The 13870-nt window shown below is 64.4% G+C and carries 11 protein-coding genes; 4 read left to right on the top strand and 7 right to left on the bottom strand.

Annotated features, from left to right (window positions below; genetic code table 11):
- Positions 1-81: 81 nt before the first annotated feature.
- Genes I6F36_RS10735 through I6F36_RS10710 form a run of 6 tightly spaced genes read right to left on the bottom strand, consistent with a single transcriptional unit; the run spans position 82 to position 7571 of the window.
- Positions 82-894, bottom strand: coding sequence for an HAD family hydrolase (locus tag I6F36_RS10735; protein ID WP_225126091.1), 813 nt, complete (start codon positions 892-894; stop codon positions 82-84).
- A complete protein-coding gene (locus tag I6F36_RS10730) occupies positions 891-1433 on the bottom strand; it encodes a gluconokinase (protein WP_036007277.1) in 543 nt (180 codons plus the stop codon). The genes I6F36_RS10735 and I6F36_RS10730 overlap by 4 nt, the downstream gene beginning before the upstream one ends.
- The gene (pgl, locus tag I6F36_RS10725; protein ID WP_225126650.1) at positions 1420-2169 is read right to left on the bottom strand and encodes a 6-phosphogluconolactonase; all 750 of its coding nucleotides are present in this window, start codon (positions 2167-2169) and stop codon (positions 1420-1422) included. The genes I6F36_RS10730 and pgl overlap by 14 nt, the downstream gene beginning before the upstream one ends.
- Positions 2169-3680, bottom strand: coding sequence for a glucose-6-phosphate dehydrogenase (gene zwf / locus I6F36_RS10720; RefSeq protein ID WP_225126089.1), 1512 nt, complete (start codon positions 3678-3680; stop codon positions 2169-2171). The genes pgl and zwf overlap by 1 nt, the downstream gene beginning before the upstream one ends.
- Before the next feature lie 29 nt (positions 3681-3709).
- Entirely contained in the window at positions 3710-4708 is a 999-nt protein-coding gene (gene gnd / locus I6F36_RS10715; protein WP_225112112.1) for a phosphogluconate dehydrogenase (NAD(+)-dependent, decarboxylating), read from the bottom strand.
- A 13-nt stretch (positions 4709-4721) separates the two neighbouring features.
- Entirely contained in the window at positions 4722-7571 is a 2850-nt protein-coding gene (locus I6F36_RS10710) for a bifunctional transaldolase/phosoglucose isomerase (RefSeq protein WP_225171407.1), read from the bottom strand.
- A 138-nt stretch (positions 7572-7709) separates the two neighbouring features.
- Between I6F36_RS10710 and I6F36_RS10705 the strand changes: the two genes are divergently transcribed.
- From I6F36_RS10705 to I6F36_RS10690, 4 genes are all read left to right on the top strand, one after another.
- Positions 7710-8024: a hypothetical protein gene (locus tag I6F36_RS10705; protein ID WP_225171406.1), complete on the top strand. Its 315-nt coding sequence runs from the start codon at positions 7710-7712 to the stop codon at positions 8022-8024.
- A gap of 398 nt (positions 8025-8422) precedes the next feature.
- Positions 8423-10366, top strand: a complete 1944-nt coding sequence (locus tag I6F36_RS10700; RefSeq protein ID WP_036007284.1) for a PrkA family serine protein kinase — start codon at positions 8423-8425, stop codon at positions 10364-10366.
- 30 nt (positions 10367-10396) lie between these two features.
- Positions 10397-11674 carry a YeaH/YhbH family protein gene (locus tag I6F36_RS10695; RefSeq protein ID WP_193374965.1) on the top strand — a complete coding sequence of 426 codons (1278 nt, stop codon included), beginning with the start codon at positions 10397-10399 and terminating at the stop codon, positions 11672-11674.
- The gene (locus I6F36_RS10690; RefSeq protein WP_036007288.1) at positions 11671-13209 is read left to right on the top strand and encodes a SpoVR family protein; all 1539 of its coding nucleotides are present in this window, start codon (positions 11671-11673) and stop codon (positions 13207-13209) included. The genes I6F36_RS10695 and I6F36_RS10690 overlap by 4 nt, the downstream gene beginning before the upstream one ends.
- A gap of 213 nt (positions 13210-13422) precedes the next feature.
- On the opposite strand, the gene I6F36_RS10685 is transcribed toward I6F36_RS10690, so the two are convergent.
- The gene (locus tag I6F36_RS10685; protein WP_109145916.1) at positions 13423-13863 is read right to left on the bottom strand and encodes a DUF1801 domain-containing protein; all 441 of its coding nucleotides are present in this window, start codon (positions 13861-13863) and stop codon (positions 13423-13425) included.
- Between the last annotated feature and the right edge of the window lie 7 nt (positions 13864-13870).

The raw sequence follows: 13870 nt of genomic DNA, 5'->3' as shown, positions 1-13870 counted from the left end.
CGCCTTCGGCGCGACCTCTCCCGCAAGCGGGAGAGGTTGCACCGAGCCCGTGGCAATCGAGTCAATCTAAGCCATTCCGCTTTAGCCCAGCCCATTCCGCGTCAAGATCATCTCCATCGCCTCGGCAAAGCCGTCCTGCTCGTTGGTCGCAGTGACGTGCGTCGCCTCGTCCTTGACGTTGTCGGCGGCGTTGCCCATGGCGATCGAGGTGCCGCTGACGCGGAACATGGCGAGGTCGTTCTGCATGTCGCCGATGGTGGCGACCGCGTCGGTCGAGATGCCGAGGCGCCTGGCCATCGCTTGCACGAACGTGCCCTTGTTGAAGCCCGGCGGGGTGATGTCGAGATAATAGGTCTGCGAGCGCACCGCGGTCGCTGCGCTGCCGAGGGCTTCCTGCATCACCTTCTCGCACGCCTCGAGCCGGGCGGCGTCGGCGCTGGCGCCGACGATCTTACAGGCGCTGGCAAGATAGGGCGAGAAGTCAGTCACGATCGTCGGATCGGAGCGGATCGTGTGCCGCTCGTGCGCGACGTAGCTGCCGCTGGGATTGTCGATCAGCCATTTGTCGGTGGTGAACAGCCAGACGTCGGCGCCGTAGTCGCGGAGGATCTGCAAGGTGCGCTCGGCCGCGCGCGCTGGAATCAGGTGCTGCTCGACCGGCCGCATCTCGGGATCGACGATCGAGGAGCCGTTGAACGGCCCAACCGGCAGCCACAGCGCCAGCGGCTCGATCAAGAAGCGCATGCCGATCGCCGGACGGCTGGAGGTGATGGTGAAACCGATGCCAGCCTGGTGCAGCCGCTGCACGGCGTTCTTCGCGCGCTCCGTCAGCGTCTTGTCCTTGGTCAGCAGCGTGCCGTCGACGTCGGAGACCACGAGTGAGATTTGGGTCATGGCAGAACCTTGGGTGTTGCGCCGCCCAGTTTGAGCTGCCGCACGATGCCGTCTACGATCGCCTCGACGGTCTCGTCGATCGAGACGGTGATGACGTGCTCGCCCGGCTCCGGCGGCTCCAGCGTCTCGAACTGGCTGGCGAGCAGTCCGGGCGGCATGAAGTGCCCTTTGCGCTGCGCGAGCCGTTCGGCGATCAGCTCCTTGGTGCCCTTCAGGAACACGAAGCGGACGTCATCGCGTCCGCGCAGCAGCACGTCGCGATAGGCGTGCTTCAGCGCCGAGCAGGCGATGATGACGTGCTCGCCGCGGCCGCAGACCCGCGCGATTTCGTCGGCGATGGCATTCAGCCAGGGCCAGCGGTCTTCGTCGGTGAGGGGATGTCCGGCCCGCATCTTCTCGACATTGCTGGCGGGATGGAAGCTGTCGCCGTCCTCGAACCGCCAGCCGAGGCGCTCGCCGAGCGCCTTCGCGACCGTGCTCTTGCCCGAGCCCGACACGCCCATCACGATCAATGCACAGGGTGCTTCAGCGCGGCCCACGAATGTCCTCCGGAAGCGCGGCCTTGTCGACCAGCCAGACGGTCTCGCCGTTCGAGCGCGCGCGCAAGGCCGGCAGATTCTCGCCATTGCAGAGGCGCGTCAAGATCGGCCGCTTGTCGTGCCCGGCAATCTCGAACAGCATCTCGCGGCAGGAGGCCAAAGCGGGCAGGGTGAGCGAGACCCGCGGCACGAACGGCGCAACGTTCGCCTTGGGAACGCCGACGACCCAGCGTCGGGTCTCCTCGATCTCGGGGTAACCGGGAAACAACGAGGCGGTGTGGCCGTCCGGTCCTGCGCCCATCAGGACGAGATCGAACAGCGGACGTGCGGGATCGAGCTGGTCTCCGCCATAGAAGGCCTGCAGCTCACGCGCGTAGGCTTCCGCAGCGGCATCGGGATTGTCGGCTGTGGTCGGGATCGGGTGAATATGGCCGGCGGGCGCGTGGCGATCGAGAAAGGTCGCGCGGGCGACCGCCATGTTGTTGAGGGGATCGCTGTCGGGCACGAAACGCTCGTCGCCGATGAACCAATGCACGCGCTCCCACGGAATCCTGCCGCGCCAGGCCTCGCTGCCGAGCAACTGATACAGCTTCTTCGGGCTGGAGCCGCCGGTGAGGCAGATCGCGATCCGACCGGAATTGGCTGCGATCCGCACCATTGCGCGCTCGGCCGCGGCGCGGGCGAGAGCTTCGGCATCGGCCTCGACGATCAGCTTCGGCTGCCCGGCCGGAGCCATCACGAGTACTTCCGCCAGCTGCGTCCGTCGCGCCGGAGCAGCTCGTCGGCGCAGGCAGGGCCGTCGCTGCCGGCTTCATAGGTTTCGATGCCGTTGCTGCCCGCGCTCTTCCAGGCGTCCAGGAACGGCTGCACCGCCTGCCAGCCGGCCTCGATGCCGTCGGCGCGCTGGAACAGGATGTTGTCGCCGATCATACAGTCGTAGATCAGCGTCTCATAGCCGGTCGAGGGATCGGCGCGGAAATAGTCGCCATAGCGGAACTTCATCTCGACGCCGTCGATGGTGATGCTCGGCCCCGGGATCTTGGCGTTGAACTGCAGCTCGATGGTCTCGGTCGGCGCGATGCCGATGGTGAGGAAGTTCTGAGACAGCCGGTCGACGTCCGTCCCTGAGAACATCGACAGCGGCGCCTGCTTGAACTTGATCGCGACTTCGGTGCGCTTGTGGCCGAGCGCCTTGCCGGTGCGCAAGTAGAACGGGACGCCGGCCCAGCGCCAATTGTCGATCATCAGCTTGAGCGCGACAAAGGTCTCGGTGGTGCTGTCGGGCTTGACGTCCGCGGTCTTGCGATAGTCCGTGATCTCGTCGTCGCCGCTGCGGCCCGCGAGATATTGCGCGCGCACCGAATTCTTCAGTGCGTCCTCCCGGCTGGGCAGCTGGATCGATGTCAGCACGTCCGCCTTCTCGGAGCGTACGGAATGTGCGTCGAAGCGGGCGGGAGGCTCCATCGCGACCAGCGACATCAGCTGGAACAGGTGGTTCGGCACCATGTCGCGCAGCGCGCCGGTGGCATCATAGAAGCCGCCGCGGTGGCCGACCCCGAGCTTCTCTTCCACGGTGATCTGGATGTGGTCGATGTGGTTGCGATTCCAGATGGGCTCGAACATGCCGTTGGCAAAGCGCAGCACCAGGATGTTCTGCACCGTTTCCTTGCCGAGATAATGATCAATCCGGTAGATCTGGTGCTCGTCCATGATCTTCAAGAGTTCGGCATTCAGCGCGCGGGCCGAGGCCAGATCGGTGCCGAACGGCTTTTCGATCACGAGCCGCCGCCAGGCGCCGTTCTCCCTCATCATGCCGGTGCGGCCGAGCTCCCGCGCGGTCGGCGCGAACGCGGCCGGCGGCGTTGCCAGATAGAACAGCCGGTTGCCGCCGGTGTCCTGCGCACATTCCAGCGAATCCAGATGCTGGCGCAGGCGGTCGAAGGAGGGCGGATCCTTTGCGTCGGCCTCGACGAAGGTCACGCATTCCAAAAGCCTCGTCGCGATGTCGTCGTCCACCGGGCGCGTCGCGAATTGCCGCAAGCCCTTCAGCAGGCTGTCGCGAAGCTCCTCATCCGACTGGCCCCTGCGGGCGACGCCGACGACGCAGAATTTCTCCGGCAGAAGATGCTCGGCGGCCAGGTTGTAGAGCGAGGGCATCACCAGGCGATGGGTGAGATCGCCGGTGACGCCGAAGATGACGAAGGCGCAATTTTCCGGCTTGCGCTTTGGCTGCGGGTCTTTTGTCACGAATGGTCGGCCTTCGCTTGGTTTACGCGTTACTTCGGCTTCGCCGCGCCCGGCTGCTTCGGCTCCTTGTGTCCGCCGAACCCTGCGCGCATCGCCGAGAGAATTTTTTCAGCGAAGGTGTGTTCCCGGCGGGAACGGAAACGTGTGTAGAGCGCCGCGGTCAAAACCTCGGCCGGCACGGCCTCGTCGACCGCCGCATTCACGGTCCAGCGGCCTTCGCCGGAATCCTCCACGAAGCCGGAATATTCCGACAGTTGCGGACTGTCGGCGAGGGCGGTCGAGGTGAGGTCGAGCAGCCAGGACGGAATCACGCTGCCACGCCGCCACACTTCAGCGATGTCGGCGAGATCGAAATCGTAGCGATGATCCGCCGGCAAAGCCTCGATATTGGCGTTCCTGAGGATGTCGAAACCTTCGGCATAGGCCTGCATCAGGCCGTATTCGATGCCGTTGTGGATCATCTTGACGAAATGGCCGGCGCCGACGGGCCCGGCGTGGATGTAGCCTTGCTCGACGCGGGGATCGCGGCCCTCGCGCCCCGGCGTGCGCGGAATGTCGCCGGCGCCCGGCGCGAGCGCCGCGAAGATCGGATCGAGCCGGTCGACCACCTGCTTCTCGCCGCCGATCATCATGCAGTAGCCGCGGTCGAGCCCCCAGACGCCGCCTGACGTGCCGACATCGACGTAATGGATGCCGCGCGCCTTCAGCGCCTTGCCGCGGCGGACGTCGTCCTGCCAGAAGGTGTTGCCGCCGTCGATGATGACGTCGCCTTCCTGCATCACGCCGGCGATCGTCTCGATCGTGGTCTCGGTGATGCGTCCTGCCGGCAGCATCACCCAGGCCGTGCGCGGCCGCTCCAGCTTGGCGACGAACTCTTCCAGCGTCGCCGAGCCGACCGCGCCGTCGGCGGCAAGGCCCGCGACGGCCTTGGCGTCCTTGTCGTAGACCACCGTCGAATGCCCGTGCCGCATCAGGCGGCGAACGATGTTGCCGCCCATTCGGCCGAGGCCGATCATGCCGAGTTGCATCTGCATTATTCCTTTAGTTCAGCGCGTCGTTGAGCGCTGCATTGAGCGCGGCAAGGCCTTTCTTGAGCCCGCCCTTCAGGTGCACCCGCAGCGCACGCCGGCCGCGTTCCGTCAGCACGTCGAAATCGCCGCGGGCCTGCGCCGCCTTGATCACGCCGAAGCTCGCCTTCTGGCCCGGCACAGGCAGGTCCTTGGCGTCATCGGCGGTGATCTGGAGGAAGACGCCGCTGTCGGGCCCGCCCTTGTAGGCCTGTCCCGTCGAATGCAGGAAGCGCGGGCCGAACTCGGCGCAGGTCGCGACATGCCGCTTCTCGCGCACCTCTAAGCGCATGGCCTGGAGCGCGTCGATCGTGGCCTTGTCGCGCGCGATGTAGCCGAGCAGGGCGACGTAGTCTCCGTCGCTGGATCGCGACAGATGCGCCTTCAGCCAGGAGCCGAGATCGCCATTGGCGCCGGCAGCGCGCAGCGCCGTGGCATTGGCTTCATCGGTGTAGAGATCGGCGTCCTTGGTGCTGACCACCGGCTCTTCCGCCGGCAGCTTGCCGGTCTTCTCGAACGCGGCGGTGAGCTCGCGGGTCTTGATCTTGGCCGCTTCGACGTCCGGCTGGTCGAACGGGTTGATGCCGAGAATGCTGCCGGCCACGGCGGTTGCCATCTCGAAGCGGAAGAACTCCTGGCCGAGATGCTCGATCGACTTCATGACGATGCGCACCACGGGGTGGCCCGCCGCCTCGATCGCGGCAAGCTGGGAATCGTGTGCGGCATCCGCCTCGCCTTCAACGCGGATGTCGATGAAGAAGCGGTCGTTGCCGTAGACGGAGGGATCGCCCAGCGGCTCGCCCTCGATCGGGATCAGGCCCTTGCCCTCCTTGCCGGTCGATTCCGCGATCAGCTGCTCGGCCCAGGCGCCGAAATCGGCGATCTTCTTCGACGCCAGGATCGTCACCTTGTCGCGGCCTTCGAGCCCGGCGAGACCCATGGCAAGGCCGAGCTGCACGCCCGGGTTTTCGGACGGCGGCACATCGGGGCCACAGGAGCGGGCCATCGCCAGCGCATGCTTGACGAAGCTCTTGACGTCGATGCCCGCGGTTGCCGCCGGCACCAAGCCGAAGGGCGAGAGCACCGAATAGCGTCCGCCGATCGAGGGCTCGCCATGGAAGATGCGGGCGTAATGAAGGCTCTTCGCCGCCTTCTCCAGCGACGAGCCGGGATCGGTCACCGCGATGAAGCGATGCCCGGTCTTCACCTTCGGCCCCACCGCCTTGGCAACCTGCTCGTGGAAATAGTCCTTCATCGCGTTTGGCTCGGTGGTGCCGCCGGACTTGCTGGAGACGATGAAGACGGTGTTGGCGATGTCGATCTTCGCCTCCATCGCCCGCACCTGCGCCGGATCGGTGGAGTCGAGCACGTGCAGCTTGGGGAAGCCGGCCTTCTTGCCGAAGGTCTCCGCCAGCACCTCGGGGCCGAGGCTGGAGCCGCCCATGCCGAGCACGACGGCGTCGGAGAATTTCTGGCCCTTCACGCGGCCCGCATAGTCCTCGTAATCGGCAATGTCGGCCTTGGCTGGACTGTCGAGCCAGCCCAGCCATTTGTCCTCGTCCGCACCGGTCCAGACCGACTTGTCGCGCTGCCACAGCCTGCGGATCTTGGCCGACGCCCGCCATTCCTCCGTGGTCTTGGCCAGCGCCTTGCCGAGCCCGTCGCCCAGCGAAAGCTGCTGGCGGTCGAGTGCGGGCCCGAGCACGACGGCGCGCTTGTGGGCGACGGCGCCGTAGAGCTTGTCGGCGGCATCCGCAAACAGCTTGACGCCGTCCTTGACCAGCTCCTCGGCAATCGCATCGAGCGAGATGGCGGAGCGCTCCAGCTCCTCCAGCACGCGCTTCGCGTCCTCGACGTTCTCCTCCAGGCTGTCGCGCGGCTTGCCGTGGTCGCGGAACGCATCCAGCGTTGCCGGCGGCACGGTGTTGATGGTGTCGGGGCCGATCAGCTCCTCGACATAGAGGACGTCGCTGTAGTCCTTGTTCTTGGTGCCGGTGGAGGCCCACAGCATGCGCTGCGGCTTGGCGCCCTTGGCGGCGAGCTTCTCCCAGCGGGGGCCTGCGAACAGGCGCTTGTAGTCCTGATAGGCGAGCTTGGCGTTGGCGATCGCCACCTTGCCCTTGAGCGCGGCGAGACGTTCCTTCTCGGACGGATCGTTGGCGCGGGCGATCTTCTCGTCCAGCTGCTTGTCGACCACCGAATCGATCCGGCTGACGAAGAAGCTGGCGACGCTGGCCACATGCGACGGATCGCCGCCGCCGGCGACGTAGGTCTCCAGACCGGCGATGTAGGCCTCGGCCACCTCGAGATAGACGGCCTTGGAGAACAGCAGCGTGATATTGATGCTGATGCCCTCGCTGATCAGCTGCTCGATCGCCGGCAGGCCCTCCGGCGTCGCCGGCACCTTCACCATCAGGTTCTTGCGACCGACGTCCTTCCAGAGCCGCCGCGCCTCCGCGATCGTGCCCGATGTGTCCATGGCGAGATAGGGCGAGACCTCCAGGCTGACATAGCCGTCGCCGCCCTTGAGGCGGTCGTAGACCGGGCGCAGCACGTCGGCGGCGTTCTGGATGTCCTCGATCGCAACGGCCTCGAACAGGTCGGCCACGGTGCGGTCGCCGCGCTTCAGCGCCTTGCCAATCGGGGCGTCATATTCGTCCGAGCTGCCGATCGCCTTCTCGAAGATCGACGGGTTGGAGGTGACGCCCTTGACGCCGTCGGTGTCGATCAGCCGCTTCAGGTCGCCCTTGGCGATGAAGCCGCGGGCCAGGAAGTCGAGCCAGACCGCCTGTCCGTGCTTTTCCAGTTCTTTGACGGGATTCATGATGCTTATTATCTCCAAGCCTGCGGACGAGGGGTTTTCGCGAAGGTCTGACGCGCTATCCTCTAGCCTACATGCACCCGGGAGGGAACCAATCAAGGGTGCGGGAGTCATACCCTCCAGTGTAACTCCGTCGCGATCATGGCGATCCAGACGGCACGCTTGCTGTTGCGTAAAGGTCGTTCACCATCCGGCGATCTTAGCGCCTCGCTGCCCAGCGGGCATGTCGTCCGTCATCCACTCCTACGCATCCGCGCTCACCGTATCGACAATGAATTTCTGCCACGGGGTTCGATGGCGGAGATCTTGCTCGAAGATTGCCGCGGTCACGAAATGATCGTGCTGAGGCCGACGCCGGACATGCGAAGAGCTCCGCAGCATCCCAAGCTGGCCGTTACGCACAGAACGATCGCGTTGTCATCCGTCGGGGTGGGCCTGGCCTGGCAGCGACTGTGACACGGTGCTGCGCGTTGCCGCGACGTACAGGCCGCCAGCACACCGCATTGCAGCAGGAAGATGAACGGGGACCGCAAGGCTTCGCCGTACAAGCGTCATAAGATCGCCGCTCCCCGATCGCTATGCTGCACCGCCGGATGTGGCCATCCCCGGGAACGCCCGGATGTGGCGACCGAGTGACATTTTCTGGAAATGAGCCAGAATAGACAGAGATTCGCACAAATTACAGGCAGGTGCCTGTTCGTAACTCATGGAGTGCCTACGTTGTGCGTTGCGTCGAGTCGGCACCAGGGTGTCCAATGATTGTCATGTGCTCACGCTGATTCGAAACGGCCTGAGGAACGGTCCGGTAACTGCTTTCGTTTCAGCTTGTAGCGGAACTCACGCGGAGAGGGATCATGTACAACGATTCTCTATTCAACGCTTTCGCTCGGTCGTTCGAGGCGAGAAGCCAGCACGACATGTCGATGGCGGAATATCTGGAATCGTGTCGAAGCGATCCCATGAAATACGCGAACGCGGCTGAACGACTGCTAGCGGCGATCGGTGAGCCTCAGACGATTGACACGGCCAAGGACCCTCGCCTTGGCCGTATTTTTTTGAACCGCACCATCCGCACCTATCCAGCCTTCGCCGGCTTCTACGGCATGGAAGAAACCATCGAGCGCATCGTCGGTTTCTTCCGCCATGCGGCGCAAGGTCTCGAAGAGCGCAAGCAGATCCTCTATTTGCTCGGCCCGGTCGGCGGCGGCAAGTCCTCGCTCGCCGAGCGGCTCAAGTCGCTGATGGAAGTGCAGCCGATCTACGTGCTCAAGGCCGGCGACGAGCTCTCGCCCGTGTTCGAGAGCCCGCTCAGCCTGTTCGATCCCGATCAGCTCGGTCCGATGCTGGAGGAGAAGTACGGCATTCCGCGCCGTCGCCTCACCGGCCTGATGAGCCCGTGGTGCTACAAGCGGCTGGAAGCCTTCGGCGGCGACATCTCGCAATTCCGGGTCGCCAAGATCCAGCCGTCGCGGCTGCGCCAGATCGCGATCGCCAAGACCGAGCCCGGTGACGAGAACAACCAGGACATCTCCTCGCTGGTCGGCAAGGTCGACATCCGCAAGCTCGAGACCTACGCCCAGAACGATCCCGACGCCTACAGCTATTCCGGCGGCCTCAACCGCGCCAACCAGGGCGTGCTCGAGTTCGTCGAGATGTTCAAGGCGCCGATCAAGATGCTGCACCCGTTGCTGACCGCAACCCAGGAAGGCAACTATATCGGCACCGAGAACATCGGCGCGATCCCGTTCACCGGCATCATCCTGGCGCACTCGAACGAAGCCGAGTGGGCGAGCTTCAAGGCCAACAAGAACAACGAAGCCTTCATCGACCGCATCTGCGTCATCAAGGTGCCCTACTGCCTCAGGGTCACCGAGGAGCAGAAGATCTACGAGAAGCTGATCCAGGGCTCCGAGCTCGCCTCGGCTCCTTGCGCGCCGTCGACGCTGGAGACGTTGGCGCGGTTCTCGGTGATGTCGCGCCTGCGCAAGCACGAGAACTCCACCCTGTTCGCCAAGATGCGGGTCTACGACGGCGAGAGCCTGAAGGAATCCGATCCGAAGGCGCGCAGCGTCCAGGAATATCGCGACGCCGCCGGCGTCGACGAAGGCATGGATGGCGCCTCGACCCGCTTCGCCTTCAAGATCCTGGCTGCGACGTTCAACCACGATCCGCAGGAGGTGGCCGCCGACGCCGTGCATCTGATGTACGCGCTGGAGCAGGCGATCCGCCGCGAGCAGCTGCCTGAGGAGACCGAGAAACGCTATCTCGAGTTCATCAAGGCCGAGCTCGCACCGCGCTACGCCGAGTTCATCGGCAACGAGATCCAGAAGGCTTATCTCGAATCCTACTCGGATTATGGGCAGAACCTGTTCGATCGCTACGTCGACTATGCCGACGCCTGGATCGAGGACCAGGACTTCAAGGATCCCGATACCGGCCAGCTGCTCGATCGCGAGCTTTTGAACCAGGAGCTGACGAAAATCGAGAAGCCGGCGGGCATCGCCAATCCCAAGGACTTCCGCAACGAGGTCGTCAAATTCTCGTTACGCTCCCGGGCCCAGAACGGCGGCAAAAACCCGACCTGGACCTCCTACGAGAAGATTCGCGATGTGATCGAAAAGCGGATATTCTCCCAAGTCGAGGACCTGCTTCCGGTCATCTCCTTCGGGTCGAAGAAGGACGGCGAGACGGAGAAGAAGCACGGCGAGTTCGTCGCACGCATGGTGGAGCGCGGCTATACCGAACGTCAGGTTCGCCGGCTCGTCGAATGGTACATGCGCGTGAAGCAGGCCGGTTGAGGCGGATGGGAGGCGAATGGTAAAGTGCCCATTCACATTATTGACAGGCGCCTGAATCCAGGCGGCAAGAGTCTTGAGAACCGCCAGCGGTTCTTGCGTCGGGCCAAATCCCTGGTGCAGGGCGCCGTCAAGAAGACCTCGCAGGAACGCGACATCAAGGACGTCCTGGAGGGTGGTGAGGTCACGATTCCACTCGACGGCATGCACGAGCCGCGTTTCCGCCGTGAAGGCGGGACGCGCGACATGGTCCTGCCCGGCAACAAGAAGTTCATTGAAGGCGACTATCTCCAGCGCTCCGGCCAGGGCAGCGCCAAGGATTCCGGTCCCGGCGAAGGCGACAGCGAGGATGCCTTCCGCTTCGTGCTGAGCCGCGACGAGTTCGTCGATCTGTTCCTCGACGATCTCGAGCTTCCGGATCTCGCCAAGCGCAAGATCGCGCAGACCGAGAGCGAAGGCATCCAGCGCGCCGGCTACACCATGACCGGCTCGCCCGCCAACATCTCGGTGAGCCGGACGGTGAAGCTCGCGCTCGCCCGCCGCATCGCGCTCAAGCGTCCGCGCAAGGACGAGATCGAAGAGCTGGAAGCCGCGATCGAAGCCTGCACCGACGAGGACGAGCGTGCGGCTCTCGTGGCCCGGCTCGAAACGTTGAAGGCGAAGTCGAAGCGCATCCCCTTCATCGATCCGCTCGACATCCGCTACCGGCGCTTCGAGACGGTGCCCAAGCCCGTCGCGCAGGCCGTGATGTTCTGCCTGATGGACGTCTCCGGCTCGATGTCCGAGCACATGAAGGACCTGGCGAAACGCTTCTACATGCTGCTCTACGTGTTCCTGAAGCGGCGCTACAAGCACGTCGAGATCGTCTTCATCCGCCACACCGACCGCGCCGAGGAGGTCGATGAGCAGACCTTCTTCTACGGTCCGGCCTCGGGCGGCACGCTGGTCTCCAGTGCGCTGCAGGCGATGCACGAGATCGTGCGCGAGCGCTTCAACCCGTCGGATTGGAACATCTACGCCGCGCAGGCTTCCGACGGCGACAATTCCTATTCCGACGGCGAGCTCACGGGGCTCCTCTTGACCGAGAAGATCCTGCCGGTCTGCCAGTTCTTCGCCTATCTCGAGGTCGGCGAGGCCGGCGGCAGCGCCTTCGATCTCTCCGACTCCTCGCTCTGGAGCCTCTACGAACGCCTGCGCAACAGCGGCGCCCCGCTCTCGATGCGCAAGGTCTCGGAGCGCAGCGAGATCTTCCCGGTATTCCACGATCTGTTCCAGCGCCGCGACACTGCCCAGGAGAAGGCCGCTCCATGAAGGAACGTTTGTTCGAAGGCGCCGATTGGGATTTCCACACCTTGCAGCGCATCACCGATGCCTGCGAGGAGGTGGCGCTGAAGGATCTCGGCCTCGACGTCTATCCGAACCAGATCGAGGTCATCACCGCCGAGCAGATGCTGGACGCCTATTCGTCGGTCGGCATGCCCCTGTTCTACAAGCACTGGTCGTTCGGCAAGCACTTCGCGTTCCATGAGGCGTCCTACCGCAAGGGCCTGATGGGGCTGGCCTACGAGATCGTCATCAACTCCTCGCCCTGCATATCCTATCTGATGGAGGAGAACACGGCGACGATGCAGACGCTGGTGATCGCGCACGCCGCCTTCGGCCACAACCATTTCTTCAAGAACAATTATCTGTTCAAGCAATGGACCGATGCCGACGGCATCCTGGACTATCTCGACTTCGCCAAGAACTACGTCATGCAGTGCGAGGATCGCTACGGCCGCATCGAGGTCGAGCGCACGCTCGACGCCGCGCACGCGCTGATGTCGCACGGCATCGACCGTTATCCCGGCAAGAAGAAGCTCGATCTGCGCGCCGAGGAGAAGCGGGCAGGGCGTCGCCGCCAGCACGAGGAGGAGGTCTTCAACGATCTCTGGCGCACCGTGCCGAAGGGCGCCGCCAAGAGCCGCTCCACGCTCAGCATCGAGCGCCGCCGCAAGCTGCTCGGCCTGCCGCAGGAGAATTTGCTCTATTTCCTGGAGAAGAGCGCGCCGCGGCTGGCGCCCTGGCAGCGCGAGCTGCTCCGCATCGTCCGCCACATCGCGCAATATTTCTATCCGCAGAGCCAGACCAAGGTCATGAACGAGGGAACGGCGACCTACGTCCATTATCGCATCATGACCAAGCTGCACGAGCAGGGTCGCATCAGCGACGGCAACTTCCTCGAATTTCTGGGGTCGCACACCAATGTGGTGTTCCAGCCCGAATTCGACGACCCGCGCTTCTCGGGCTTCAATCCTTACGCACTCGGTTTTGCCGTGATGCAGGACATCGAGCGCATCGTCAGCAATCCGGAAGACGAGGACCGCGAGTGGTTCCCCGACATCGCCGGCAAGGGCGACGTCATGGGCGTGCTGCGCGACGTCTGGGCCAATTACCGCGATGAAAGCTTCATCGGGCAGTTCCTGAGCCCGAAGTTGATGCGGCACTTCCGCATGTTCCACCTGCACGACGATCCCGAAGAGCGCGCCGGCATCCGGGTCGACGCCATCCACGACGAGCGCGGCTTCCGCCGCGTCCGCCGCGAGCTGGCGCGGCAGCACGATGTCGGCTTCATCGACGCCAATATCGAGGTGGTCGACGTCGATCTCTCCGGCGACCGCCGCCTGATCCTGCATCACCACGTCATCAAGGGCTCGCAGCTCAACGAGACCGACGCCAAGCGCGTGCTCCAGCACCTGGCCGATCTCTGGACCTACGACGTCGCACTGATCGAGGTCGATGCCAACGACAAGGTGCTGCGCGAATACGTCGTCAGCCCCCGCCCGATCGCGGCGGCGGTGGCGTGACGGGGACTGCCTACATGGGGCACCACGCGAGATGCGCATTGATGTGCCCTCGCCCCTTGCGGGAGAGGGCAGCGACGCCGGCAGACATAAGCTCACTGGGGTGAGGGGTATCTCTCCGCACTCTCCCGTGCCGATGGAGACCCCTCATCCGGCGCTTCGCGCCACCTTCTCCCGCAAGGGGAGAAGGAAGGCACTTGTGGCGGCCCATCGCGTCTACGAGGCTGATCGCTTCCCCGGCTTCTTCTTGCTCGCATTCAGCTCGACCGCCGCGCGGATCAGCGCCTTCAACGCATTCTCGTTGATCGTTTCGCCCTCGCGAATATCGATCGCGCGGCGCACATTGCCGTCGAGGCTGGAATTGAAGAGACCTGCGGGATCCGCCAGCGCGGCGCCCTTGGCGAAGGTCAGCTTCACCACCTCCTTGTAGGTCTCGCCGGTGCAGATGATGCCGTCGTGCTCCCAGACGGGAACGCCGCGCCATTTCCACTCTTCGACGACATCAGGGTCGGCCTCCTTGATCAGCGCGCGAACCCGCCCCAGCATCTCGCCGCGCCAGTCGCCGAGCTCCTTGATCCTGCCGTCGATCAGCTTGGATGGCGAGGCGGTACCTGCTTGCTTCGCGCTGCTCGTCTTCGCCGCCACGGGCTTCTTCATCATGGCC

This window comes from Bradyrhizobium sp. BRP19 (assembly GCF_020194195.1).
Lineage (GTDB): Bacteria > Pseudomonadota > Alphaproteobacteria > Rhizobiales > Xanthobacteraceae > Bradyrhizobium > Bradyrhizobium yuanmingense.
The sequence above is the reverse complement of the archived record's forward strand: the minus strand, read 5'-3'. Positions and strand labels throughout refer to the sequence as shown.

What these genes read in the sequence shown, in the direction of transcription:
- I6F36_RS10710 (WP_225171407.1), bottom strand. Translation starts at nt 7,571, where the DNA reads ATGAATCCCGTCAAAGAACTGGAAAAGCACGGACAGGCGGTCTGGCTC.
- pgl (WP_225126650.1), bottom strand. Translation starts at nt 2,169, where the DNA reads ATGGCTCCGGCCGGGCAGCCGAAGCTGATCGTCGAGGCCGATGCCGAA.
- I6F36_RS10700 (WP_036007284.1), top strand. Translation starts at nt 8,423, where the DNA reads ATGTACAACGATTCTCTATTCAACGCTTTCGCTCGGTCGTTCGAGGCG.
- I6F36_RS10705 (WP_225171406.1), top strand. Translation starts at nt 7,710, where the DNA reads ATGGCGATCCAGACGGCACGCTTGCTGTTGCGTAAAGGTCGTTCACCA.
- I6F36_RS10690 (WP_036007288.1), top strand. Translation starts at nt 11,671, where the DNA reads ATGAAGGAACGTTTGTTCGAAGGCGCCGATTGGGATTTCCACACCTTG.
- gnd (WP_225112112.1), bottom strand. Translation starts at nt 4,708, where the DNA reads ATGCAACTCGGCATGATCGGCCTCGGCCGAATGGGCGGCAACATCGTT.
- I6F36_RS10685 (WP_109145916.1), bottom strand. Translation starts at nt 13,863, where the DNA reads ATGAAGAAGCCCGTGGCGGCGAAGACGAGCAGCGCGAAGCAAGCAGGT.
- I6F36_RS10735 (WP_225126091.1), bottom strand. Translation starts at nt 894, where the DNA reads ATGACCCAAATCTCACTCGTGGTCTCCGACGTCGACGGCACGCTGCTG.